The organism is Marinobacter shunpengi (genome assembly GCF_045449695.1).
GTDB lineage: Bacteria > Pseudomonadota > Gammaproteobacteria > Pseudomonadales > Oleiphilaceae > Marinobacter.
In genome coordinates this window covers 53623-77652 of the sequence record NZ_JBJJKZ010000005.1, presented here as the reverse complement: position 1 = coordinate 77652, position 24030 = coordinate 53623, and the positions used below count along the sequence as shown (strand labels likewise).

Below are 24030 nucleotides of genomic sequence, written 5' to 3'. Positions count from 1 at the left end.
ATCATTCCATGGCCTCCAGCAGGTCGCTCAGCCTGTCCAGCCTGGCAAGCGGGTCCTGGTATTCCAGCAGGCGCTGTTTCTCCTGGCCATTGAGGGGCAATAGCTCAATCAGGCGCCAGCCCACCTCGCGGGCGCTGGAGAAGTCCACCTCAAGCTCAAGGCGATTGACCACCGGGTGTCGAAGCAAAGCCCGCAGCACGGACGCCAGCTCTGAGCGACCGGCGGGCAGGGCGTCCTCCGGCTCGTCCGGCAATCGTTCGGCATGCCCCACGTTCAGGCCATCCGGGGCCTGCCAGCTCCGGTGCACCGCCACCTTCCACAGCCCCTCAACGGTAATACCCAGCAGGCCATTGTCCAGTTGCTGAAAATCAACGATCTGTACGTAGGTGCCAATGTCGTAGAAGACGGCATCGGCGCCAGCCTCGTTCCCCTCCCGCAACAACAGCACCACGAACCCCCGTTGTTCCCGCAGACAGGTGGCGAGCATATCCAGGTAACGGGGTTCGAAAAGCTGCAGCGGGAGTCGACCGCCCGGCAGCACCGTGGTACTCAGGGGAAACAGCGGCACATGGTCCAGTAATTGGGTCACCGATGGTCTCTCCGATCCTGGATGTTCAACGTGGCGATAACAGATCCTGGAGCTGGTCGAGCCGCTCCCGCGCAGCCGTCAACAGTTTCAGGCTGCGGGATGCGGACAGCTCCAGAGCTCCCAGGCGACGGTATGCCGGCACCTGCTCGAATTCCGGCAGGCCCTCATTCTGGTCAGCAGAAATGCGCGCATGCAAGCGCGAGACGATCACCAGATCCACCAGTTGCGGCCTGTCCTTTGCACATTCGTAGAACCAGTCATCGCCATGGCGTGCCGCCTCCACAAAGGTGTCCGGGAACCGCCAGGTTTCCAGGATGGCGGAACCAATGTCCGACTGCAGTTCCGCCATCGCCCGGCGCAGTTCAGTGGGACTGGCCAGCAACGCGGGGTGATGCTCGGCATGCACCAGCACGGGCACGGCACCAATATTGTGGAGTAGCCCTGCCAGCAGCGCCTCTTCCGGGGCCACCCGCGTCGCCGACTCCGCCAGCACATAGGCCAGGGCACCCACGGTCCGGGCCTCCCGCCAGAGTTCGTCCATGGCCTTCTGGAGTTCCGGCTGCCGGCTGCGGAACACTTCCCGCATGGCGAATACCGTCACCAGTTGCCGGGTTGTCCGCCCCCCCAGCCGTACCACCGCGTCGTGGACATTGCGCACCTCACTGTAGCCACGGTAGAGCGCACTGTTGCAGGCCCGGACCAGCTTGGCGGACATGGCCGGATCAGCGGTAATCGCCTTGCCGATATCCTCCACCGAGGAATCCTCCCGGTCCGCCAGCCGTCGCACTTTCCAGGCCACGTCAGGCAAACTGGGCAGGCTCACCTGGTTGGACCGCAGTTCGGCGTAGAACTCCATCAGCAGGCGATGGTCCTCGTCTGTGTCCATATCCGTGTCCTCACCCGCCTTGTCGTCGGAATGCTCCAGCGGCGCGGACCGCAACAGGTTGTTGAGCACGGACTGCTCGATGACCAGGAACTGGCAGGGCTGCACCGCCGTGACATCAAACATCCGCGGCTGGAGTCGGGAAATGGCATTCATCGCCTGCTCGGAACCGGCCGTGACGGTGGTCTGACGACCGTCCCCCGCTGTCAGTTCCACCGCTCCTTTCAGCAAAAAGAAGTCCATGCCGTCACGGGCGCCACGCTCCAGTATTTTCTGGCCGGGGCGACTGACCCGGCGTTCGGCCCGGTTTATCAGTACCACCAGTTGGTCATCCGACAAGCGGTTGAGGGGATGGAATGCTCTCAGTTGGCTGAGATCCACGTTTTCACGAACGGTCATCGACAACGTCCTTTTCCTGATGTAATGCGCCCTGACTGTGAACCATTGTAAACACGACGGCGATAAACAACCATTCGACGGGACCGGAATCTGGTATCCTCAACGGTTTGCTATAACGATGATGAGAGATTGAAGCCATGCCAGACTACCGTTCACGAACCTCCACCGCCGGGCGCAACATGGCGGGCGCGCGGGCACTGTGGCGTGCCACCGGGATGAAAAACGACGACTTCGGCAAGCCGATCATTGCCGTAGCCAACTCCTTCACCCAGTTCGTTCCCGGCCACGTTCACCTGAAGGACCTGGGCCAGCTCGTCTGCCGCGAAATCGAAACCGCCGGCGGCGTTGCCAAGGAGTTCAACACCATTGCCGTGGACGATGGCATCGCCATGGGCCATGACGGCATGCTCTACTCCCTCCCTTCCCGGGAGATCATCGCCGATTCCGTCGAGTACATGGTAAACGCCCACTGCGCTGATGCGCTGGTGTGCATCTCCAACTGCGACAAGATCACCCCGGGCATGTTCATGGCTGCCATGCGCCTGAACATTCCCACCATCTTTGTATCCGGCGGCCCCATGGAAGCCGGCAAGACCAAGCTGTCGGAGCACAAACTGGACCTGGTGGACGCCATGGTTATCGCCGCCGACCCCAACGCCAGTGACGAGCAGGTGGAAGAGTACGAACGCAGTGCCTGCCCCACCTGCGGTTCCTGTTCCGGCATGTTCACCGCCAACTCCATGAACTGCCTGACCGAAGCTATCGGCCTGGCGCTGCCCGGCAACGGCTCCGCGCTGGCCACCCACGCCGACCGCGAGCGCCTGTTCAAATGGGCCGGTCGCCAGATCGTGGACAACGCACGACGCTTTTACGAGCAGGACGATGCCAGCGTGCTGCCCCTGAGCATCGCCTCTATGGCCGCCTTTGAAAACGCCATGACCATGGACATCGCCATGGGCGGCTCCACCAACACCATCCTGCACCTGCTGGCGGCGGCCCAGGAGGGCGGCGTGCCTTTCACCCTGAACGAGATCGACGAACTCTCCCGTAAGGTCCCCCAACTGTGCAAGGTGGCCCCAAACTCCCCGAAATACCATATGGAAGACGTGCACCGGGCCGGCGGGATCATGGGCATCCTGGGCGAACTGGAGCGCGGTGGTCTGATCAACACGAACCTGCCCACCGTCCACAGCAGGACCATGGCCGAGGCTCTGGATACCTGGGACATCATGCGCAACCCGACCCCGGAAGTGGTGGAGTTCTACAAGGCCGGCCCCGCCGGTATTCCCACCCAGCAGGCGTTCAGTCAGAGCACCCGCTGGCCGTCCCTGGACGGTGACCGGGAGAATGGCTGTATCCGCTCAGTGGAGAACGCCTATTCATCGGAAGGCGGCCTGGCCGTCCTGTACGGGAATATCGCCCTGGATGGCTGCGTGGTGAAAACCGCCGGCGTCGACGAAAGCATCTATGTCTTCGAAGGGCCGGCCCGGGTCTTCGAGAGCCAGGATTCGGCGGTGGAAGGTATCCTGGGCGACCAGGTCAGGAGCGGCGACGTGGTCATCATCCGTTACGAAGGTCCCAAGGGCGGCCCCGGCATGCAGGAGATGCTATACCCCACCAGTTACCTGAAATCCAAGGGGCTGGGCAAGGAATGTGCACTGCTGACCGATGGCCGCTTCTCCGGTGGCACCTCCGGGCTGTCCATTGGCCATGCCTCACCGGAAGCCGCCGCTGGCGGCGCCATCGGTCTGATCGAGGATGGCGACCTGATCCGCATCGATATCCCCAACCGCACCATCAATGTGGAGATCGACCAGCATGAACTGGATCGCCGCCGTGAGCAGCGGGACGCGGAAGGCTGGAAGCCCGCGGCTCCCCGACTCCGCAAGGTGTCGGCCGCCCTCAAGGCATACGCCCTGCTGGCCACCAGTGCCGACAAGGGTGCGGTGCGGGACCTGACCAAACTGGACTGACCTGCTCCGCTCTCTCCCCCGGCGCTGTAACACCGACGGGGGAGAGGGCCTGCAGACCACTACTACGGCTTGGTCTGCACCGGCTCCTGCTCACTGAACTCCCGGATGAACAGTCCCCAGAAGGCCATGAACAGCGCCGCCACCAGGGGGCCCATCACGAACCCGTTGATGCCGAACATCACCAGCCCCCCCAGGGTCGACAGCAACACGATGTAATCCGGCAGCTTGGTATCCCGCCCCACCAGGATCGGACGCAGCAGGTTATCCGCCAGGCCAATGACAACAGCGCCAAACACCGTCAGTACGGTGGCCGGTACATAATCGCCGATCGCCACCAGGTAGATCGCAACCGGCACCCAGACCACCGCGGCACCCACGGCGGGCAGCAGCGAGAAGATCGCCATGACCACGCCCCACAGCACGGCACCGGTGATACCGAGTATCCAGAAGATCAGGCCACCAAGCGCCCCCTGTACAACGGCGATGAACAGGTTGCCCTTTACCGTTGCCCGGGTGACTTCGGCGAACTTGGTAAACAGCATGCGCTCGCGCTCGTCGCCCAGCGGCAACGCCTGGATCAGCAGTTCCACCAGGCGGGAACCGTCCCGCAGCAGAAAGAACGCCAGGTACGCCATCAGGGCGGTATTAAGGAAGAACTGGAAGGTGTTCTGTCCCAACCCCAGGGCCTGCTTGGCCAGGAACTGGCTGGCGCCGGCAATCCCCGAGGCCAGACGATCCCTCAGTTCGGCGAAATCCAGATTGAACTGGGCGAGGAAAGCCTCGATCGCCGGGAACGACTGGTTGATCTGGTCCAGGTACTGCCCGGGGCGAATATCGCCGTCCTGGATTTTCTGATAGATGGCCAGCCCCTCGGCCACCATGGTGGACACCAGGATCATGACCGGAATGATCACGATGAACAGGCAGATCAGCAGGGTCAGGAAGGCCACCAGACCGGACCGTTCGCCAATTCGCCGCGACAGCCACTGACGCACGGGGTGGAAGATCACGGCAATGGCCACGGCCCAGAAGATCGGCCCGGTAAATGGCTTGAGGAGGAAAAGGAAAGCCAGCGAAACCAGTAGCAGGCTTGCCAGGAAGGTCCAGCGCTCCAGGCTCTCGTACTTCATTGAACATCATTCCTTTGTACAGGTGGACGGACAGGGACCCGTGACCGGTCGGCCGGCAGCATGGCCAGTACGGTCCCGATGGAGTTATAGTAATTGGTTTGGACAATTCCGATAAAGGCCGCCTATGTCTCCCGACACAGTATGACCGGATTGGGGGCCGCAACGGAACCAGTTAGCACAGGAAAGGTCACAACGGTGTCAGGTAACGGCTTTAATGAGGAAACCGCATTGCAGGCCGCCGAGACCCTGGCCGGGGTTCTCGCGCGCCGGACCCATCGCCGCAAGGTCATGGGGCAGGAGGTGCTTGTGCCGGGCCAGCTGGGCGATGCACTGCGATTGCCGCAACTGATCAACCGCCTGCAGAGCCGGCAACAGCGACAAAGGGACCGCGCCGTGGAGGAGTTTGAAACCCTCTGGGACACCCTGTCCAACCTCACCCGACACCAGGTCTGCCGGGAACTTGACTGGTACGACCCCCGGGAACTCAGCTGGGAAGACAAGCGCTCCAACCGTCGCCCCCCACCGGAATCCTGACACCGCCCAATTGACGCGGTCTCCATGGGCCGTCGTTTATCCGCCGGTGAACCGATCGTAGGCATATTGACGTACTTGTCAGGCCACCTGTCAGACCTTTAATTGTCATATTGGCCCCGTATGGTGGACCCTGTGTTCCGTCCGATTTATCGTTGAGTCAGTGAGCGTCGGAAAGGAGCACCCGAAGAAAAGGAGCAAAATATGACTGAACATCACGATTTCTATGTCGCACGGCTGGCGGAACACAGCACGGTTCCAACCCTGCTGTGCGGTCATTGCCGGTCAATACTGTCACCCAACCGGATCTTTTCCAATGACGGTGAAAACCGTTATGACCTTCCCTGCATGACCATTGGCCTGTGCTCAGCGGACGACTGCGGTGCCGTGAACTGCTGCGACGAAGCCATGAAGGGCGCAGAACAGCAGCGTCACGAGAACCGGATCGCCGTCTGATTCAAATCGATAACGCTCTGTTACTGAAAGCACACACAACAAACCGCCATCTGCTCTAAGCTGTCCCCATTCAATCCTGTGTTTCGTCTGGTTAATTCACTGCGCACGCAGGCCATCGGCAGGCCTGCCATGCTGGAAGTCGGTGCATTAACCAGACGGAACACCCGGGGTCACGCTTGCAATCAGCCAGAGCAGTCGATGGTATGCGTATTCTGAGAACCGAAGACTCCCGTTTCCGGGATCTGCCGGACTTCCCTTACCCGCCGCAATTCACGGATGTCGGCACCGACACACCCCTGCGCCTCCACTACGTGGACCACGGCCCGACCGTGGCAGCCCCGGTGGTCCTGCTCCATGGCGAACATGGCTGGTCCTACCTGTACCGGCACATGATTCCGTCGCTGGCCGGGGCCGGCCTGCGGGTGCTGGCGCCGGACATGATCGGTTTCGGCAAATCCGACAAGCCGGAAAGCCAGGAAGACTACTCTTTCGAAAAACACCTGGACTGGCTGGAGAAATGGCTGCTTTCCCTGGACCTGGACAACATCACCCTGGTGTGCCAGAACCGCAGCTCACTGCTGGCCCTGGCGCTGGTGATGCGTCAGCCGGAACGGTTCAGGCGCATTATTGCCGCCAACGCCGTGATTCCCCGGGCCGGGCAGGACCATGCGCCGGTCTCCGGGCTCTGGCAGCTGTTTGCACGCTATAGCCCCTGGTTCCCGGTACCCCAGCTGATCCAGCTAGGCACCACCCGACCGCTGAGCAGGACCGAGTTGGCCGCCTACGACGCGCCATTCCCGGACGACCGTTACAAAGCCGGTGCACGGTCCTTCGCCCGTGCCCTGCGACAGCATCACAAGGACCTGAACCGTCAGCGCCTGTGGCGTTTCCTGGAAGGATGGCAGAAGCCGTTCATTACCTGCTTCAGCGATTCGGATGCGGGCACCCGCGGCGGGCACCGGCCATTACAACGGCGTATTCCCGGGGCACTGGGCCAGCCCCATGTCACCCTGTCAGGCGGTCACTTCCTGCAGGAGGACGCCTCCGACAGCTTCGCCCGGGTGATCATTGATGCCTGCCGGCCAAGCCTGGCGGCCTGACCGGCTGCCACCCGCCAGCTCTATCCGAATACCGCCACGGTCTGACGGCTGATAGCCACCAGCTCTCCCTGACGGTTCCAGATCTGCGCATGCACGTTGCCGTACCCGTCGCTGGCCCGGTCAATGGAGGCGTGATAGAGCAACCAGTCGTCCGGCTTCACCGTCGGCAGCGGGTCCATCAGCTCCACCGACCAGGTCAGTGAACTGTTGGGAGCGAAGCTGGTCAGGTGGGACAGGGGAACCGGCGGCCAGGCGTCAATCAATGCCATGATGGCCGCTTCGTCCAGCTTTGAGGGCGCTTCCCGGAACTGCATCCATCCCCCCATATCGCGATGCTTCTGCCCGCTGAACGGGCGGCTGCCAAAACACCAACGCATTTCAATGAACTGGGCAAAGTTGGGCATCATACCCTCGATAAACGGGGTCGACTCACAGTCCTCGGGGGCGGGCGCCTCCGGTGCCGGCAGTGGCGATACCGACACTTCGGACTCACGGCCACTGCCAAAGCTGCCAAGGGCAACCAGCCGGGTAGAGCCATCCTGCACCATGCGCAACAGCACCTGGCTTACCGACTTACCTTCCCGCAACAGTTCCACCTCCAGGGCCACCGGAATACCCGGCTCCACCGGTCCCACGAAGGACACCTGCATGGCACGCATGGGGCGCCCTGGGGTGACCACCGACTGCATCCGTTCACAGGCCAGCGCACCGGTCAGTCCACCAAAGGTGGCCCGGCCCTGCGCCCAGTTGGCGGGAATGATCACTTCGTTACGGGAAGCGGAAGCAAGGATGTCCTCAAGGGTCATGGCAATCTGAACTCCGGCTAATTAATAAGGATGCGTATTATCTGAGGCAAAAAGACTGCCCCAAATCCGCCCCCGGCACAAGTCGCACCGGCAACTACCTACCTGGTGGCGCTATAAATGCCTGTGACAACCGCGTATACTCCGCCCCGTCATTGTCAGCACGATGACCAGATCCATGGACGCCCCTTCCCGTAAGCGGCTGGTCCGTGACGATACCAGCCGGGTTTATGGGGTGAGATTAACAAGCTACCCCGACGCGCTCAGCCGGTAGCTTCAGGAGCCTCGCACCTTTTTTACCGGACCTGTTACAGGCCCGGATACCAGACTTGTGGCTCCCCCACCCCGAATACCAGGTAATTACATGTCCGAACAAACCTTCGCTGAACTCGGCCTCAACCCGGCCGTGCTTGAGGCTGTCCGTTCCGTTGGCTATGAAACCCCGTCACCGATCCAGGCCCAGGCCATCCCGGTGCTACTGGAAGGCCATCACCTGCTGGGCATCGCCCAGACCGGTACCGGCAAGACCGCCGCGTTTGCGCTGCCGCTGCTGAGCCGTATCGATGCCGACGACCTGTCCGCCCAGATTCTGGTGCTGACCCCCACCCGTGAACTGGCCATCCAGGTGGCGGAAGCGTTCACCACCTATGCCAGCGGCTTCCGCCAGCTCCACGTGCTGCCGATCTATGGCGGCGCCGACTTCGCACCGCAGCTCAAGGCCCTCAACCGGGGTGCCCAGGTCATTGTCGGCACCCCCGGCCGCCTGCTGGACCACCTGCGCCGCGGCAAGCTCAAGCTGAACAACATCAAGGCGCTGGTGCTGGACGAAGCCGACGAAATGCTGCGCATGGGCTTTATCGACGACGTGGAGGCAATCCTTGCCGCCACGCCGGATAGCTGCCAGCGCGCGTTGTTCTCGGCAACCATGCCGCCGGCCATCGCCCGGGTCGCCAACACCTACCTGAGCGATGCCCGGGAAGTGAAGATCAAGAGCGAAACCCGCACCGTCGAGCGTATTTCCCAGTTCGTGCTGCCCACCTTTGGTGACCGCAAGCTGGACGCCCTGACCCGCATCCTGGAGGTGGAGCCCATTGATGCGGCGATCATCTTCGTGCGCACCAAGGCGGAAACCACCCTGCTGGCCGAGAAGCTGGCCGCCCGCGGACACTCCGTCGCCCCCCTGAATGGCGACCTGAACCAGCGCCAGCGGGAACAGACGGTGGAAGACCTCAAGCGCGGCAAGAAGGACATCATTATCGCCACCGACGTGGCGGCCCGGGGCCTGGATGTGCCCAGGATCACCCACGTCATCAACTATGACGTGCCCTACGACAGCGAAGCCTATATCCACCGTGTAGGCCGTACCGGTCGCGCCGGCCGTACCGGCAAGGCAATCCTGCTGGTCACCCCCCGGGAGCGGAGCTGGCTGCGCACCCTGGAGCGGGCCACCAACTCGCCCATGGAATCCTACGAACTGCCGACACCGGCCGCCCTGCAGAAACTGCGCCAGGAACAGTTCGAACAACAGCTCCTGGGCTTCGCCGAGGATGGCAAGCTGGCCAAGGCCATGGGCCTGCTGGACGATATTGCCGAGCGCAATGATATCGACATGGCCATGCTGGCCGGTGCCCTGGCCTGCTGGATGGAATCCGCCCAGCCGGGATCACTGCCCCTGGAAACCCCGTCCGAGCTGCCGATTCCGTCGGCACGTCCGCCCAAGGGCAAGGGCGGCCCCGGCGGCCGGCAGGGCCGGCCCCGTGGCAACTTCAAGAAAGGTGGTTCGGGCAAGCCCGGCGGTTATCGCGGCAAGCCGGGCGGTAAACCCGGTGGCAAGCGGGACGGTTTCAAGCCCGCCGGTAAACGCCGTCAGGACGCCTGAGGGCGCTGGTAGACCACGAAACTGTAGTCGTAGGGGTTGTTATCGGACGCGGAGAAATCCTCCCGTCCGAGTTCCTGCCATTGCTCCAGGTTCACTTCCGGGAAGAAGGCATCCCCTTCAACCTCGGCGTGGACCTGGGTAATGTAGATACGGTCGGTTTCCGGCAGCACGGCCTCGTAGATCTGACCTCCCCCGATCACCATCACCTCATCAATGCCATCGAGCATTGCCTGGGCTTCAGCCTTTTTGAATGCCTCCTCAAGCGTCGCCACCCTGGCCACGCCTTCGGGCAACTCCAGTTCCTTTGATGACACCACGATGTTGAGCCTGCCCGGCAGTGCCCTGCCAATGGATTCCCAGGTCTTGCGGCCCATGATGATGGGCTTGCCCATGGTGGCCTGCTTGAAATACTTCAGATCCCCCGGCAGGTACCACGGGAGTTTGTTGTTGCGGCCTATGACCCGGTTTCGGGACATGGCTACTATTAGTGCTTTTCTCATTGGAGCGGGCCTTCATGGACTGGTGCATGGACAGCTACCGGGTAAGGCTTTCCGGAACACGCCGTAAATCCGTCCCTGGAGGCTCTTCAAAAACGTCCCTGTTTTTGAAGGTTCCGGAAAGCCTTACCCGGCATCTGCCCCCAAACAATGGCGATGTCCTCAAGTACCGAAGGACAACGCTGGATTCAGTTTCATTAGGCGGTGTAGTCAAAGCTGGAGAAGCTTACTCAATGCTTTGGGTGTACGAGTGCCCAGGGCCTTTTTCTGAAACCTTCAAAAAGAGGGACCTTTTTGAAGAGCCTACATGGACGTACTTGCGGCGTGTTTCAGAAAAAGGCCCCGGGGGCTCGTGCACATGCACCAAAACAAGCGGGCCAACCCAACTCAGACCACCAACACAAATCAGATAGCAATAGGCGCCTTAATCACACCCTGAGGCTCATACCCCTCAACCTCAAAGTCTCCATACTCGTAATCAAAGATCGAATCCGGCTTACGCAGAATCCGAAGTGTAGGCAACCGCCCAGGCTTGCGTTTCAACTGCTCAAACACAATGTCGTCGGTCAGGTGGTTCTGGTACAGGTGACAGTCACCAAAGGTGTGCACAAACTCGCCTACCTCCAGATCACACTGCTGCGCGATCATATGGGTCAGCAGACTGTAGGATGCAATATTGAACGGCACCCCCAGGAACAGGTCCGCACTGCGCTGGTAGAGCTGGCAGGACAGCCGGCCGTCCGCCACATAGAACTGGAACAGACAGTGGCAGGGTGCCAGGGCCATACGGCCCTCCCGGGCGTTATCCTGGGGACTCATGGACTCGTCCGGCAACTCGGCCGGGTTCCAGGCTGTGACGATATGGCGGCGGGAGTTTGGCTTGGTGCGGATCTGCTCAATCACCTCGCTGATCTGGTCCACCACCCGGCCATCGGGGCACTGCCAGCTGCGCCACTGCTTGCCATAGATCGGTCCCAGGTCACCATTGTCCAGCGCCCACTCATCCCAGATACTGACCTTGCGTTCCTTGAGCCAGTTATTGTCCGTGGAACCCTGAAGGAACCACAACAGCTCATAGATAATGCTGCGCAGGTGCACCTTCTTGGTGGTCAGCAGCGGGAAGCCCTGCTCCAGGTCAAACCGCAACTGGCGCCCGAACACCGATCGGGTCCCCACCCCCGTGCGGTCCCCCTTGTCGGTGCCGTTGGCGACCACATCGTTCATTAGATCAAGGTAGGCTTTCATGACTTCACGCCTCTGTATGCAAACACCATCAGCAGGGCACCGGCGATGACCATCGGCAGCGACAGCAACTGCCCCATGGTCAGCCAGTCGAAGGCCAGGTAACCCAACTGGGAATCCGGCTGACGGAAGAATTCAACGATAACCCTGAAACAGCCGTACAGGATCAGGAACAACCCGGAAACCGCCATGGTCGGGCGCGGTTTCGATGAGAATAGCCAGAGAATAACAAAAAGCGCCACGCCCTCCAGGGCAAACTGGTAAAGCTGTGACGGGTGCCGTGCCAGCGCATCCGGCGCCTGGGGAAACACCATACCCCACGGCACATCCGTCGAGCGCCCCCAGAGTTCACCGTTGATGAAGTTACCGATGCGCCCTGCCCCCAGACCCACGGGCACCAGTGGCGCCACGAAATCCGCGATGCGGAAGAAACCGCAGCCCAGTTTGCGCCCGTACCACCACATGGCGAGCATGACGCCAATCAGGCCGCCATGGAAGGCCATCCCCCCTTCCCAGACCCGCAACAACCACAGCGGGTCTGCGACAAACTGGTCGAAATTGTAGAACACCACATAGCCGAAGCGGCCCCCGAGGATCACGCCCAGGGCGATATAGAACAGCAGGTCACCCACCTGCTGCTCGTTAAGCGGGGTCCACTCCTTGCGGGCGCGGACCTTGCCCAGCCACCAGCCCACGGCGAATCCCACCAGGTAGGTCAGGCCATACCAGTGGATCTTCAGGGGGCCGACCGAAATGGCCACGGGATCGAACTGCGGGTGTTTGAGCATGCACAGACCTCAGAAAAGGAAACGGGTGCCAACGATCAGCAACAGAACGGCAAACAGACGTTTCAGCAGTTTGGCATCCAGCCTGTGGGCCAGGATGGCGCCGAAGCGAGCAAAGATCACACTGGTCGCCACGATACCCACCATCGCCGGCAGGTAGACAAAACCGACGGCATAGTCCGGCAACAACGGGTTGCCCCAGCCGGTCCAGAGGTTGGTGGCGGCACCGGCGATGGCGATGGGCAGGCCGCAGGCCGCCGAGGTGGCCACTGCCTGTTGTATCCGCACGCTACGCCAGCTCAGGAAGGGCACCGTCAGCGTGCCACCACCAATGCCGAAAATGGCCGATCCCCAGCCGATGACCGTGCCGGCCACTGACAGCAACGGCTTGCCGGGCTCAGGCCTGGCGGTTGTCGGGTTGAGGTCGAGCAGCATCTTCAGCCCCACCAGGATGACAAACACACCGATGATGAGTTCCAGTGCTTCTCCACTTAACAGTGACGCCGTCCAGGCACCGAGTGCCGCACCCACCACGATACCCACCACCATGGGACGAAACAGCTCCCAGCGCACCGCGCCTTTCTGGTGGTGGGAGCGGATGGAACTGACGGAGGTGAACACAATGGTCGCCAGGGACGTACCCACAGCCAGGTGGGCAGCGATGTCGGCACTGATGCCCTGCAACCCGAAACTGAAGATCAGCACCGGTACGATCACCAGGCCACCACCAATACCGAACAGCCCCGCCAGGATGCCGGCCAGGGCGCCAAGGGCCAGATAGAGCCCGAATACCAGAACCAGGGACATGCACACCACCGTCCATCGAAAATCAAAGCGTGTATCATACACAAAGCATCAGGGGTCAGCATTTCCCCCCTCCAGCAATCAGACGGAAACCTATGTGCCTTATCCTCTTTGCCATTGACCAGCACCGCGACTTCCCCCTGGTACTGGCCGCCAATCGTGACGAGTTCCATGACCGCCCCACCACGCCCATGCACTGGTGGCCGGACAGCGACCTGCTGGCAGGCCGTGATGACCGCTCCGGCGGCACCTGGCTGGCGATATCGCGGGCTGGCGTGGTCAGCGCCGTAACCAACGTGCGGGAAGGCAGTGCCGAACCCGGGCGGCTGACGCGGGGCAAGCTGCCCCTGATGGTCCAGCAGCAACCCAGGCAGGAGGTGCAGCAATACCTGGCCGACAACGGCAACCTGTACGCCGGTTTCAACCTGATCCAGGTCACCCCGGAACAGGGCTGGCACTCTCGTCACGGTTGGTACTCTAGTTACGGTTGGTACTACAGCAACCGGGACGCCCACCCGGGCCGTAACCTGCACCGGGGCAGCTATGGTGTCAGCAACCACCTGCTGCAGAGCCCCTGGCCGAAACTGGTACGACTCCGGGAACAGCTTCGGGAAACCCTTGCCCAGTGCAACCCGGACGCTCCGGATGCCCTGCACCGCACACTGATGACGCAGCTGAAGGACACGACACCGGCCCCGGATCACCTGCTGCCCGATACCGGTATCGGGCTGGAACAGGAACGGTTCCTGTCGTCGCCGTTTATCCGTTCCGACCTCTACGGAACCCGGGCCAGCACCATAATCACGGTTGGCCGTGATGGCGAGGTCCGGGTGACGGAGCAGACCTGGTCGCGGGGTGGCGCTCCAGACAACCTGCAGAATTTCTGCTGGCAAGTGCCAGGTAACGGCTGACATTCATCGGCGAAGGTTCGGCCCCGATGATCGCTCTGGTATACTTGCCGCAACCCAACGCGCCTCGTGAAGCTGACGGAGAGCCCCATGGCTGATACCCCGGAAACCACATCCATTGCCGATTTCGAGAAGTCCCTCGCCGAGCTGGAAGGGCTGGTCAGGGACCTGGAGCAGGGGGAGCTGTCCCTGGAGCAGTCGCTGGGTGCCTTTGAACGAGGTGTCAGGCTGACCCGGGAATGTCAGCAGGCGTTGCGACAGGCGGAGCAACGGGTACAGCAACTGGTGGAGCGGGAAGACGGCAGCCTGGAGGCCCAGCCGTTCAATCCGCCGGAAGACGATGGGGAGCAGGGCTGACAATGCACCACGCCTCCACCGGTGACTTCCTTGCCACTTGCGCCTCCCTTACCGACGACGCTCTGACCCGTCGCCTGCCCGATGACACCACGGAGCCCCGTCGCCTTCATGGTGCCATGCGTTACAGCGTGCTGGGTGGCGGCAAGCGCATCCGTCCGGCCCTGGCCATGGCCGCCGCCACCGCCGTGGGCGGGCAACCGCAACAGGCGCTGATGGCCGCCTGTGCCGTCGAGTTGATCCACGCCTACTCGCTGATTCACGACGATCTCCCGGCCATGGACGATGACGAGCTGCGCCGGGGGCGCCCCACCACCCATATCCAGTACGACGAAGCCACCGCCATCCTGGCCGGCGATGCCTTGCAGGCCCTCGCCTTCGAATGGCTGTCCACCGACCCGTCACTGACTGCAGAGGCTCGCCTGGAGATGGTGCAGCGGCTCGCCTTGGCCAGCGGTAGCACCGGCATGGTGGGCGGCCAGGCCATCGACCTGGGGGCGGTAGGGCAGCAGCTGTCCCTGGACGACCTGGAGCAGATGCATCGACGCAAGACCGGTGCCCTGATCGAGGCGAGCGTGCAACTTGGCGTACTGTCCGTAGCGGGCGCCAGCGCCGGGAACCCTCACCAGGAGCCTCTTGCCCAATACGCCCGGGCCATCGGCCTGGCCTTCCAGGTACAGGATGACCTGCTGGACATCGAGGGGGACACCAGCGTGATCGGCAAGCCCCAGGGCTCTGACCAGGCCCGTAGTAAACCTACCTACCCGGCGCTGATGGGGGTTGACGGTGCCCGGGACTATCTTGCCACACTGTTGCAACAATGCAGGGAAACCCTGGCGGACTTCGGTCCGGAAGCGGACGCCCTCAGGGGCATGGCGGAATTCGTGGTGTCGCGACGCTACTGAAACCGCCCCCTCCATCGCCTATAATGGACGCTTTAGCCTGTGGGACGTCAGTCGGACCATGGCCGTAACGTTCCCCTCAATCACCGAGACAAGACCCGGACGGATGCAGGAATCAGATATTTTCAAGGAAATCCCCACCCAGCGCCCCCATACACCGCTGCTGGACGGGATTGACACGCCAGACCAGCTACGCCTGTTGTCGGAGGAAGAACTGCCGGCACTGGCCCGGGAACTGCGTGCGTTCCTGCTCTGGACCGTTGGGCAGTCTGGCGGACATTTCGGTGCCGGCCTGGGTGTGCTGGAGCTGACCGTAGCCCTGCACTATGTCTTCAATACCCCGGAAGACCGCCTGGTATGGGATGTGGGCCACCAGGCCTACCCCCACAAGATCCTCACCGGTCGCAAGGAACGGATGGGCAGCATCCGCCAGAAGGACGGCCTGGCCGGCTTCCCCAAGCGGTCGGAAAGCCAGTACGACACCTTTGGCGTGGGCCACTCCAGCACCTCCATCAGCGCCGCCCTGGGCATGGCCCTGGCTGCCCGGCAGCAGCAGACCGGCCGCCGCAGCATCGCGGTGATCGGCGATGGTGCCATGACCGCGGGCATGGCCTTCGAGGCCCTGAACCACGCCGGTCACCTGGATGCAGACATGCTCGTGATCCTGAACGACAACGACATGTCCATTTCCAAGAATGTGGGCGGCCTGTCCAACTACTTCGCCCGCCTGCTGTCCAGCCGTACCTACAACCAGGTGCGGGACAGCGGCAAGAAGGTGCTGCAGGCGGCACCGCCGCTGATGGCCCTGGCCCGCAAGACCGAGGAGCACTTCAAGGGCATGATTGCCCCCGGCACCCTGTTCGAGGAGCTGGGCTTCAATTACATCGGCCCCATCGACGGCCACGACCTGCCGCTGCTGGTGGATACCCTGCAGAACATCCGTGAGCTGGATGGCCCCCAGTTCCTCCATGTGGTGACCCGCAAGGGCAAGGGATTTGCACCAGCGGAGGACGACCCCATTGGCTATCACGCCATCAACAAGATCGAACCGCTGCCACCGAGCAAGCCGGAGCCGGTGAAGCCCAAGCCGAAACTGCCGAAATATGCCAACGTATTCGGCCAGTGGCTGTGCGATGCGGCGGAGCAGGACGAGCGCATCGTCGGCATCACGCCGGCCATGTGCGAAGGCTCCGACCTGCTGGCCTTTTCGAAGCGTTTTCCGGACCGTTACCACGACGTGGCCATTGCCGAGCAGCATTCGGTCACCCTGGCAGCAGGCCTGGCCTGTGATGGCGCCAAGCCGGTGGTGGCGATCTATTCCACTTTCCTGCAACGGGCCTATGACCAGTTGATCCATGACGTGGCCATCCAGAATCTGGATGTGCTGTTTGCCATCGACCGGGCTGGCCTGGTGGGCGAGGATGGCCCGACCCATGCCGGCGCGTTCGACCTGAGCTACCTGCGCTGCGTGCCGAACATGGTGGTAATGACGCCGTCGGATGAGAATGAGACCCGGCAGTTGCTGCACACCGGGCTGATGTACCACGGCCCGGCCGCCGTGCGGTACCCCCGGGGGACCGGTCCGGGTGCGATGATCGAGCAGGAACTGAAGACCCTGCCGATTGGCGAGGGCCGTGTGGTCCGGGAAGGCGAATCGGTGGTCATCCTGAATTTCGGGACACGACTGTCCGCGGCCCTGGAGGCGGCCGACAAGTTCAATGCGACGGTGGCGGACATGCGTTTTGTGAAGCCACTGGACGAACGCCTGGTGGCGGAGCTGGTGGCGTCCCACGATGTGGTGGTGACCCTGGAGGAGAATACCGTTGCCGGGGGTGCCGGCAGTGCGGTGACGGAGTTCCTGAACCGGGAGGGGATCGCGAAGGCGGTGCTACAACTGGGGCTGCCGGACCGCTATGTGGACCATGGCAAGCACGGGGAGCTGCTCACCGAGGTCGGGCTGGATGCCGCTGGCATCGAGGCGTCTATTCGCAAGCGGCTGGCTGCCGGCAAACCAGATCTGAAGGCTGCCCCGTAAGCCCGGACGGGGGAAGTGGACGCTAGCTTTATGGAATCCCGATATGGCGGGCTGGCGCCAGGGTAAGGGGAGCTTTCTCCGCTGCAATTCACGGTCCGTCCCTGGACCGACCTTGCAGCGCGACCTCCTTGTCGCCGCTCCGAAAGCTCCCCTCACCCTGACACCGTCAGACGACCTGTGGAGTCAGCCGCTTTCGGACCTGGCCTTCCTGCGTGTAAATAAACTACTCCGGATCGTCGTCCTGGTGCGTCTCCAGCCAGTGCCCCAGCTTGCTCTGCTTGGTGTCCAGGTAATGTTCGTTGTGGGGGTTACGGCCAACGTGGAGGGGAACCCGCTCGACAACATCGATACCCAGGCCACGCAGGGAATCCACCTTGCGGGGGTTGTTGGTCATCAGGCGGAGGCTGCGGATGCCCAGATGATCGAGCATGTCCTTGCACATGCTGTAGTCCCGCAGGTCAGCAGCAAAGCCCAGGCGCTCATTGGCTTCCACCGTGTCGGCACCCTCGTCCTGTAGCTTGTAGGCGCGGATCTTGTTGAGCAGCCCGATGCCACGGCCTTCCTGGCGCAGGTACATGAGAATCCCCCGCCCCTCCTTTGCGATGCTTCTCAAGGCTTCCTCAAGCTGGTAGCCACAGTCACACCGCATACTGTACAGGGCATCACCGGTCAGGCACTCAGAGTGGGTACGGGCCAGCATGGGCTGGTCACTGTCCAGGTCTCCCAGTGTCAGGGCAACATGCTCCTTGCCCGTGTCCGGTTCCTCGAAACCGTGCATTTGAAAAACGCCAAAAGGCGTGGGCAGGCGACAGGTCTGGATGTAGCGAACAGCCACAGTGTTTCCTCGTGAGTCCTAAATGCAATGAGCGGGGCATTCTAGCAGATGGCGGCCAGTCGGCGTAGTTCCAGATATCCCGTATACCCCCACAAAGCCTATGGAAAGTGTGAAAACCCTTCTAGATACGCCTAGCAGGAAAATTCGGATGGCCTACACACATGCATGAAGGGCAGGTACCGGGTAGGGCTTTCCGGAACCTTCAAAAACAGGGACGTTTTTGAAGAGCCTACAGGGACGTATCTACGGCGTGTTCCGGAAAGCCCTACCCGGTACCTGACCCTCCACCAAAATGCGAGCACTACTCCGCCTGCCAATGCCCGCTGCGACCACCCTTTTTCTCCAGCAGGCGTACGGCCGTAATCTCCATACCCCGATCCACCGCCTTGCACATATCGTAGAGGGTCAGCGCCGCAACGCTGACGGCGGTCAGCGCCTCCATCTCGACGCCGGTCTGGCCTGCCAGCTTGCAGCGGGCTTCAATATGCACCGATGACGGCTCCTGCTGTGGCGTGAACGCCAGCTTGACCGAGGACAGGTTCAGGGCGTGGCACAGGGGGATCAGGTCATGGGTCTTCTTGGCCGCCATGATGCCGGCCACCCGGGCCACGGCCAGTACATCGCCCTTGGGGTGCTCACCGTCCACGATCATCGCCAGGGTTGTCGGGTCCATCAGGATCCGCCCCTCGGCAACCGCTTCACGCTCGGTCACCTCCTTGCTGCCCACATCCACCATGCGGGCCGCGCCCTGGTCATCCAGGTGGGTCAGTTTGCTCATATTGCCTCCGGTCTGTTGTCGGGTGCGATCCACCACCAGGAGATACCGGCAATGCCCTGGGCGCCGGCCTGTATGGCCCTGTCGAGATAATCCGGGCCGACGCCCCCCAGGGCATAGACCGGCAGTACCGCGTTGTCCGTCAGTTCGGCGAACCGATCCCACCCCATGCCTTCGGCCTCCGGATGGGAGGGGGTGGCAAGCACAGGCCCCAGGGTGGCGTAGTCCGCCCCGATGGCCGCCGCATGGGCCAGTTCCTCGGCGTTGTGGCAGGACACCCCGAACCAGCGGTCATCCGGCACCGGTCGCTCCGTCAGCAGGGCCGCCCGACGCCAGCTCAGGTGCACCCCGGCCACCGGCAGATCCGCCACCAGTTCCGGGCAGTCATGCACCATCACGGAGGTATCAGGCAGGCGCTGCAGGCCTTGCCCCACCGCTCCAGTGTACGCCTCCGATGTCAGGGATGGCAGGCGCAGGAGCACCAATGGAGGTGTCTTGTTTCCAGCTCCCCGGACACAGCCCTCGACTGCATCCCCGACCGTGCTCACGTCACCGGTGATGGCCAGTTGTCGTGGCAGCCGGATGGCGCTGATGATGGGCCGGTTGGCAGCGGGAAAGTCACTGGCCGTCAGTTCCTCCGGCGCCAGCCAGAATACCGGCTGGCCCTCCACACCGTGGGGTGATCCCGTGGAATCATGGGTCTGCCAGACGTCCAGCAGCACTTCCTTGTCGCCGTAGTCATGGCGTATACGAATCAGGGGTTCCAGCCTTTTCGGGGAGACGCTGACGGCGGTTTCCTCCAGCAGTTCACGGGCCAGGGCCTGCTGAACACCCTCGCCAGGTTCCACCTTGCCACCGGGAAACTCCAGCAGGCCTCCCTGATGGGCACCGTCGGGGCGCCGGGCGATAAGGATGCGGCCATCACGCCAGATCACCCCCACCGCTACGTGGACAAGCTTACGGGTGCCTTCGGCCATCAGGTGCGATACTCCGCATTGATGGTGACATAGTCATGGGAGAAGTCGCAGGTCCACACGGTTTCCTCAATGCGTCCACGCTTGAGATCGATGCGGATGGTGATTTCCTCCTGGTCCATCACCGCCTGGCCCCTTTCCTCGGTGTAGTCGTCGGCACGACCACCTTCCCGCACCAGACAGACCTCCCCCAGGAAGATCTCCACGGCATCCAGGTCGAGCCCGTCGACACCGGCACGGCCGACCGCGGCCAGGATCCGACCCCAGTTGGGGTCGGAGGCAAACAACGCAGTCTTCACCAGAGGCGAGTGGGCGACAGTATAGGCCACATCCAGCGCTTCCCGCTGGCCAGCGGCGCCGGTGACGTTGATGGTGACAAACTTGGTGGCACCCTCCCCGTCCCGGACAATGGCATGGGCCAGTTCCAGGTAGACCGACTGCAAGGCGTCCCTCAGGGACTCATAGTGTTCGCTTTCGATCGTGGCCACGCCAGCACCGGACTGGCCGGTGGCGATCAGCATACAGGCATCGTTGGTGGAGGTGTCGCCATCAATGGTGATGCGATTGAAGGACTTCTCACCCAACTCACTGCTCAGCCTCTGCAGGACCGCCGGCGATATCGAAGCGTCGGTGGCAATAAAGCCCAGCATAGTAGCCATGTTCGGGCGGATCATGCCGGCTCCTTTGCTCATGCCCGAGATCGTCACCGTGCGGCCATCGATGTCCAATTGCCGGGTGGCACCCTTGGGGCGGGTATCGGTGGTCATTATGCCCGCTGCGGCCTGGGCCCAGTTGTTGGCGGACAGGTTGGCCAGGGCGTCCGGCAGGGCCGCCACGATCCGGTCCACGGGCAGCGGTTCGCCGATGACCCCGGTGGAGAACGGCAGTACCGAATGCGCCTTCACACCCGCTTCCCCTGCCAGAGCCTCACAGCATTTATTGGCATCCTTCAGGCCCCTGGCGCCAGTACCCGCATTGGCATTGCCGGTATTGATCAGCAGGTAGCGGGGCTCACCCTCCGCCAGGTGCTCCCGGGTCACATGGACCGGCGCGGCACAGAACTGGTTGGTGGTGAAGATGCCGGCTACCCGGCTGCCCTTTGCCAGTTCCAGGACCACCACATCCTTTCGGCCCGGCTTCTTGATGCCGGCGCTGGCGATGCCGAGCCTGACCCCCGCCACGGGATGGAAGGGTTCTGGTAACGTTACGGGACCTACCGCCATAACTTCCTCCTTTGCCGACCGGTCCGGGACCGGCCCTCTGAAATCGTGTCTGAAGATAAAAAAACCCGCAGCCCCGGTGGTTCGGAGGTGCGGGTTATTCTGGTTCGGTTCAGTGCGGCGTCAGGCGATCTTGCCGCAGCACTGCTTGTACTTCTTGCCGGACCCGCACGGACAGGGCTCGTTTCGGCCCACCTTTCGGTCCTGGCGGACATAGGTTTCCGGCGTGGCTCCACTGGCCCGGTCACCTTCACCCTGCCCCTGGCTGCCCTGCTCAGCCTGGGTCGCACTGGTCTGGTCGTGGCGCATGCGGGCGGCGGCCAGATCCTTCTCCAACTGCTCGCGGCGCTGGCGCTCAACCTCTTCCATTTCCTCGCGGGTCTGGACCTTCACATGGCAGAGCACCCGGGTAATGTCACGCTTCATGCTGTCCAGCATGGCCTCAAACAGATTGAAGGCCTCGCGCTTGTATTCCTGCTTGGGATTCTTCTGGGCATAGCCCCGCAGGTGGATACCACGACGCAGGTGGTCCATGTTGGACAGGTGCTCCTTCCACAGGGTGTCCAGCACCTGAAGGAAAACCTGCTTCTCGAACTTGCGCATGGAATCGGCGCCCACCACCTCTTCCTTGGTCCGGTAGGCGGCGACAATCTCTTCCAGGATGCGTTCGCGCAGTTTTTCCTCGTAAAGTTTCTTGTCCTCGTCCAACCACTGCTGGATGGGCAGCTCGATGGACATCTCTGATGCCAGGTGGGTTTCCAGGCCAGGCACATCCCACTGCTCTGGCATGCTCTGGGGTGGAATAAACTCGCTGATGGTCTCTTCCACCACGTCGGCGCGGATGCCATCGATCATTTCCGACACATCCTCGGAGGCCATCACCTCGTTCCGCTGCTCGTAGATCACGGTCCGCTGGTCGTTGGCCACATCGTCGTATTCCAGCAGGGTCTTCCGCATGTCGAAGTTGCGGCCTTCCACCTTGCGCTGGGATTTCTCGATGGCGTTGGTGACCATGCGGTGCTCAATGGCCTCGCCCTTCTTCATGCCCATGGCCTGCATTAGCTTCTTGACCCGGTCCGGGGCGAAGATGCGCATCAGGTTGTCTTCCAGGGACAGGAAGAAACGGGAGGAACCCGGGTCCCCCTGACGGCCGGCGCGGCCCCGGAGCTGGTTGTCGATCCGGCGGGATTCGTGGCGTTCGGTACCAATGATGTGTAGGCCACCGGCCGCCAGTACCTGCTGGTGACGCTCTTCCCACTCCGCCTTGATGGTGTCGATCTGCTCTTGGGTGGGCTCTTCCAGGGAAGCCACCTCGGTTTCCCAGTTACCACCCAGCATGATGTCGGTACCCCGACCGGCCATGTTGGTGGCGATGGTGACGGCCCCCGGGCGACCGGCCTGGGCAATTACCTGGGCCTCGCTCTCGTGGTGCTTGGCGTTGAGAATCTTGTGCTCGATACGGGCCTTCTTGAGCAGTGCCGACAGCACCTCCGATGCCTCCACCGAGGCGGTACCCACCAGCACCGGGCGGTTCTCCGCGGTCACATCCTTGATTTCGTCAATGATGGCGTGGAACTTCTCTTCCTGGGTGAGGTAGATCAGGTCGTTGTAGTCGGTACGCTGGATCGGCTTGTTGGGCGGAATCACCACCACATCCAGGCCGTAGATCTGGCGGAATTCGAAGGCTTCGGTATCGGCAGTACCGGTCATCCCCGCCAGCTTGTCGTACATGCGGAAATAGTTCTGGAAGGTGGTGGAGGCCAGGGTCTGGCTCTCGGCCTTGATGTCGACCCCTTCCTTCGCCTCGATGGCCTGGTGCAGGCCTTCGCTCCAGCGACGGCCCGGCATGGTGCGACCGGTGTGCTCATCCACGATCACCACCTGGCCATTCTGTACCAGGTAGTCCACCTCACGGTGGAACAGGTGATGGGCACGCAGGGCGGAATGGACGTGGTGCAGCAGGGCCAGGTTGGCGGCGGAGTAGAGGTTGTCCCCCTCCTTCAGCAGTCCCCGGTCCAGGAGCAGTTGTTCCACTTTCTCATGGCCGGATTCGGTGAGCTCCACCTGCCTGGACTTCTCGTCGATGGTGAAGTCGCCGGTGGGCTCACCCTCATCCTCGGGTACCTCACCCTTCTCCAGGGACGGGATCAGGGTGTTGATTTCCCGGTACAGTTTGGAGCTGTCTTCGGCGGCACCGGAGATGATCAGCGGGGTGCGGGCCTCGTCGATGAGGATGGAGTCCACTTCGTCCACGATGGCGTAGTTCAGGGGGCGCTGGACCTTGTCCTGGGTGCTGAACGCCATGTTGTCGCGCAGGTAGTCGAAACCGAACTCATTATTGGTGCCGTAGGTAATATCCGCCTGGTAGGCTTCACGCTTCTCTTCCGGCGGCTGCCCGGACACCACCACGCCCACGGTCATGCCCAGGAAACGATAGAGCTTGCCCATCCATTCGGCGTCCCGGCGGGCGAGGTAGTCGTTCACCGTCACCACGTGGACACCACGACCGGCCAGGGCGTTCAGGTACACCGACGCGGTGGCCACCAGGGTCTTGCCCTCCCCGGTCTTCATCTCGGCAATGTGGCCTTCATGGAGGGTCATGGCGCCAATAAGCTGCACATCGAAGTGACGCATGCCCATGACCCGGCGGCTGGCCTCGCGCACGGTGGCGAAGGCATCCGGAAGCAACTGGTCCAGGGTCTCGCCTTTCTCCAGACGGTCCCGGAATTCCGTGGTCCTGGCCTGCAACTGATCGTCTGACAGCCCTTCGAGGGACTCCTCGAGTGCGTTGATGCGCGATACCACCTTACGCATCCTTTTGACCTCGCGGGCGTTTTTACTGCCGAACATCTTCGTTGCAAGCTTCGTGAACATAGACCACTGCTTCTTTGATTAAACGGAGGAAGCCGGCATTCTAACCTTATTTTGCAAGAGGACAAAAGGCGGCCGACTTCAG

Annotated in this window: 22 protein-coding genes; 9 read left to right on the top strand and 13 right to left on the bottom strand. The window is 62.3% G+C overall.

Going from position 1 to position 24030, the window contains the following annotated elements; genetic code table 11:
- Position 1 precedes the first annotated feature (1 nt).
- Together ACJO2E_RS02035 and ACJO2E_RS02030 are read right to left on the bottom strand one after the other, a co-directional pair.
- A complete protein-coding gene (locus ACJO2E_RS02035; RefSeq protein ID WP_406961359.1) occupies positions 2-589 on the bottom strand; it encodes an LON peptidase substrate-binding domain-containing protein in 588 nt (195 codons plus the stop codon).
- 25 nt (positions 590-614) lie between these two features.
- Positions 615-1871 carry an HDOD domain-containing protein gene (locus ACJO2E_RS02030; protein WP_406961357.1) on the bottom strand — a complete coding sequence of 419 codons (1257 nt, stop codon included), beginning with the start codon at positions 1869-1871 and terminating at the stop codon, positions 615-617.
- Between the two features lie 137 nt (positions 1872-2008).
- Between ACJO2E_RS02030 and ilvD the strand changes: the two genes are divergently transcribed.
- Complete coding sequence (ilvD, locus tag ACJO2E_RS02025; RefSeq protein WP_406961355.1) at positions 2009-3844, top strand: dihydroxy-acid dehydratase; 1836 nt, start codon at positions 2009-2011, stop codon at positions 3842-3844.
- A gap of 62 nt (positions 3845-3906) precedes the next feature.
- Here the strand turns inward: ilvD and ACJO2E_RS02020 are convergent, their stop codons facing one another.
- Entirely contained in the window at positions 3907-4974 is a 1068-nt protein-coding gene (locus ACJO2E_RS02020) for an AI-2E family transporter (protein WP_406961354.1), read from the bottom strand.
- A gap of 195 nt (positions 4975-5169) precedes the next feature.
- Here ACJO2E_RS02020 and ACJO2E_RS02015 point away from each other — a divergent pair, with 195 nt between their 5' ends.
- The 3 genes from ACJO2E_RS02015 to ACJO2E_RS02005 all read left to right on the top strand — a co-directional run bounded on the left by ACJO2E_RS02015 (position 5170) and on the right by ACJO2E_RS02005 (position 7061).
- Positions 5170-5508: a hypothetical protein gene (locus ACJO2E_RS02015; protein ID WP_406961352.1), complete on the top strand. Its 339-nt coding sequence runs from the start codon at positions 5170-5172 to the stop codon at positions 5506-5508.
- 201 nt (positions 5509-5709) lie between these two features.
- Entirely contained in the window at positions 5710-5961 is a 252-nt protein-coding gene (locus ACJO2E_RS02010; RefSeq protein ID WP_328189402.1) for a hypothetical protein, read from the top strand.
- Positions 5962-6164: 203 nt separating this feature from the next.
- Positions 6165-7061, top strand: a complete 897-nt coding sequence (locus ACJO2E_RS02005; RefSeq protein WP_406961349.1) for a haloalkane dehalogenase — start codon at positions 6165-6167, stop codon at positions 7059-7061.
- A 20-nt stretch (positions 7062-7081) separates the two neighbouring features.
- On the opposite strand, the gene ACJO2E_RS02000 is transcribed toward ACJO2E_RS02005, so the two are convergent.
- Complete coding sequence (locus tag ACJO2E_RS02000) at positions 7082-7867, bottom strand: acyl-CoA thioesterase (protein ID WP_406961347.1); 786 nt, start codon at positions 7865-7867, stop codon at positions 7082-7084.
- A 361-nt stretch (positions 7868-8228) separates the two neighbouring features.
- Here ACJO2E_RS02000 and ACJO2E_RS01995 point away from each other — a divergent pair, with 361 nt between their 5' ends.
- A complete protein-coding gene (locus ACJO2E_RS01995) occupies positions 8229-9743 on the top strand; it encodes a DEAD/DEAH box helicase (protein WP_406961345.1) in 1515 nt (504 codons plus the stop codon).
- Here the strand turns inward: ACJO2E_RS01995 and ACJO2E_RS01990 are convergent.
- The 4 genes from ACJO2E_RS01990 to ACJO2E_RS01975 form a co-directional block, all read right to left on the bottom strand.
- Positions 9731-10243, bottom strand: coding sequence for a dihydrofolate reductase (locus ACJO2E_RS01990; protein ID WP_406961343.1), 513 nt, complete (start codon positions 10241-10243; stop codon positions 9731-9733). The two genes, ACJO2E_RS01995 and ACJO2E_RS01990, sit on opposite strands and share 13 nt — an antisense overlap.
- Before the next feature lie 402 nt (positions 10244-10645).
- Complete coding sequence (locus ACJO2E_RS01985; protein WP_406961341.1) at positions 10646-11485, bottom strand: thymidylate synthase; 840 nt, start codon at positions 11483-11485, stop codon at positions 10646-10648.
- Positions 11482-12270 carry a prolipoprotein diacylglyceryl transferase gene (lgt, locus tag ACJO2E_RS01980; RefSeq protein WP_406961339.1) on the bottom strand — a complete coding sequence of 263 codons (789 nt, stop codon included), beginning with the start codon at positions 12268-12270 and terminating at the stop codon, positions 11482-11484. The genes ACJO2E_RS01985 and lgt overlap by 4 nt, the downstream gene beginning before the upstream one ends.
- Positions 12271-12279: 9 nt before the next feature.
- Positions 12280-13074 carry a sulfite exporter TauE/SafE family protein gene (locus ACJO2E_RS01975; RefSeq protein ID WP_406961338.1) on the bottom strand — a complete coding sequence of 265 codons (795 nt, stop codon included), beginning with the start codon at positions 13072-13074 and terminating at the stop codon, positions 12280-12282.
- 92 nt (positions 13075-13166) lie between these two features.
- Between ACJO2E_RS01975 and ACJO2E_RS01970 the strand changes: the two genes are divergently transcribed.
- The 4 genes from ACJO2E_RS01970 (at position 13167) to dxs (ending at position 17270) form a co-directional block, all read left to right on the top strand.
- On the top strand, positions 13167-13982 hold the full coding sequence (locus ACJO2E_RS01970; RefSeq protein ID WP_406961336.1) for an NRDE family protein: 816 nt from the start codon (positions 13167-13169) through the stop codon (positions 13980-13982).
- An 87-nt stretch (positions 13983-14069) separates the two neighbouring features.
- On the top strand, positions 14070-14336 hold the full coding sequence (locus ACJO2E_RS01965; RefSeq protein WP_406961334.1) for an exodeoxyribonuclease VII small subunit: 267 nt from the start codon (positions 14070-14072) through the stop codon (positions 14334-14336).
- 2 nt (positions 14337-14338) lie between these two features.
- Positions 14339-15238, top strand: a complete 900-nt coding sequence (locus ACJO2E_RS01960; protein ID WP_406961332.1) for a polyprenyl synthetase family protein — start codon at positions 14339-14341, stop codon at positions 15236-15238.
- Positions 15239-15341: 103 nt separating this feature from the next.
- Positions 15342-17270, top strand: coding sequence for a 1-deoxy-D-xylulose-5-phosphate synthase (dxs, locus tag ACJO2E_RS01955; RefSeq protein ID WP_406961330.1), 1929 nt, complete (start codon positions 15342-15344; stop codon positions 17268-17270).
- Between the two features lie 223 nt (positions 17271-17493).
- On the opposite strand, the gene ribA is transcribed toward dxs, so the two are convergent.
- From ribA to secA, 5 genes are all read right to left on the bottom strand, one after another.
- Positions 17494-18105 carry a GTP cyclohydrolase II gene (ribA, locus tag ACJO2E_RS01950; protein ID WP_406961328.1) on the bottom strand — a complete coding sequence of 204 codons (612 nt, stop codon included), beginning with the start codon at positions 18103-18105 and terminating at the stop codon, positions 17494-17496.
- Between the two features lie 301 nt (positions 18106-18406).
- Entirely contained in the window at positions 18407-18883 is a 477-nt protein-coding gene (gene moaC, locus ACJO2E_RS01945) for a cyclic pyranopterin monophosphate synthase MoaC (RefSeq protein WP_406961326.1), read from the bottom strand.
- Positions 18880-19857, bottom strand: coding sequence for a Nudix family hydrolase (locus ACJO2E_RS01940; protein ID WP_406961324.1), 978 nt, complete (start codon positions 19855-19857; stop codon positions 18880-18882). The genes moaC and ACJO2E_RS01940 overlap by 4 nt, the downstream gene beginning before the upstream one ends.
- Positions 19857-21077 (bottom strand): bifunctional glutamate N-acetyltransferase/amino-acid acetyltransferase ArgJ, encoded by a 1221-nt coding sequence (gene argJ, locus ACJO2E_RS01935; RefSeq protein WP_406961322.1) that lies wholly within the window; start codon positions 21075-21077, stop codon positions 19857-19859. Before argJ ends, ACJO2E_RS01940 begins: the two co-directional genes overlap by 1 nt.
- A 120-nt stretch (positions 21078-21197) precedes the next feature.
- Entirely contained in the window at positions 21198-23948 is a 2751-nt protein-coding gene (secA, locus tag ACJO2E_RS01930; protein WP_406961320.1) for a preprotein translocase subunit SecA, read from the bottom strand.
- Positions 23949-24030 lie beyond the last annotated feature (82 nt).

Coding starts and splice junctions, on each gene's coding strand:
- ACJO2E_RS02010 (WP_328189402.1), top strand. CDS start 5,710: ATGACTGAACATCACGATTTCTATGTCGCACGGCTGGCGGAACACAGC.
- ACJO2E_RS02030 (WP_406961357.1), bottom strand. CDS start 1,871: ATGACCGTTCGTGAAAACGTGGATCTCAGCCAACTGAGAGCATTCCAT.
- argJ (WP_406961322.1), bottom strand. CDS start 21,077: ATGGCGGTAGGTCCCGTAACGTTACCAGAACCCTTCCATCCCGTGGCG.
- ACJO2E_RS01990 (WP_406961343.1), bottom strand. CDS start 10,243: ATGAGAAAAGCACTAATAGTAGCCATGTCCCGAAACCGGGTCATAGGC.
- ACJO2E_RS01975 (WP_406961338.1), bottom strand. CDS start 13,074: ATGTCCCTGGTTCTGGTATTCGGGCTCTATCTGGCCCTTGGCGCCCTG.
- ACJO2E_RS01940 (WP_406961324.1), bottom strand. CDS start 19,857: ATGGCCGAAGGCACCCGTAAGCTTGTCCACGTAGCGGTGGGGGTGATC.
- ilvD (WP_406961355.1), top strand. CDS start 2,009: ATGCCAGACTACCGTTCACGAACCTCCACCGCCGGGCGCAACATGGCG.
- ACJO2E_RS01970 (WP_406961336.1), top strand. CDS start 13,167: ATGTGCCTTATCCTCTTTGCCATTGACCAGCACCGCGACTTCCCCCTG.
- dxs (WP_406961330.1), top strand. CDS start 15,342: ATGCAGGAATCAGATATTTTCAAGGAAATCCCCACCCAGCGCCCCCAT.
- lgt (WP_406961339.1), bottom strand. CDS start 12,270: ATGCTCAAACACCCGCAGTTCGATCCCGTGGCCATTTCGGTCGGCCCC.
- ACJO2E_RS01995 (WP_406961345.1), top strand. CDS start 8,229: ATGTCCGAACAAACCTTCGCTGAACTCGGCCTCAACCCGGCCGTGCTT.
- ACJO2E_RS01960 (WP_406961332.1), top strand. CDS start 14,339: ATGCACCACGCCTCCACCGGTGACTTCCTTGCCACTTGCGCCTCCCTT.
- ACJO2E_RS02020 (WP_406961354.1), bottom strand. CDS start 4,974: ATGAAGTACGAGAGCCTGGAGCGCTGGACCTTCCTGGCAAGCCTGCTA.
- ACJO2E_RS02005 (WP_406961349.1), top strand. CDS start 6,165: ATGCGTATTCTGAGAACCGAAGACTCCCGTTTCCGGGATCTGCCGGAC.
- secA (WP_406961320.1), bottom strand. CDS start 23,948: ATGTTCACGAAGCTTGCAACGAAGATGTTCGGCAGTAAAAACGCCCGC.
- ACJO2E_RS01965 (WP_406961334.1), top strand. CDS start 14,070: ATGGCTGATACCCCGGAAACCACATCCATTGCCGATTTCGAGAAGTCC.
- moaC (WP_406961326.1), bottom strand. CDS start 18,883: ATGAGCAAACTGACCCACCTGGATGACCAGGGCGCGGCCCGCATGGTG.
- ACJO2E_RS02000 (WP_406961347.1), bottom strand. CDS start 7,867: ATGACCCTTGAGGACATCCTTGCTTCCGCTTCCCGTAACGAAGTGATC.
- ACJO2E_RS01985 (WP_406961341.1), bottom strand. CDS start 11,485: ATGAAAGCCTACCTTGATCTAATGAACGATGTGGTCGCCAACGGCACC.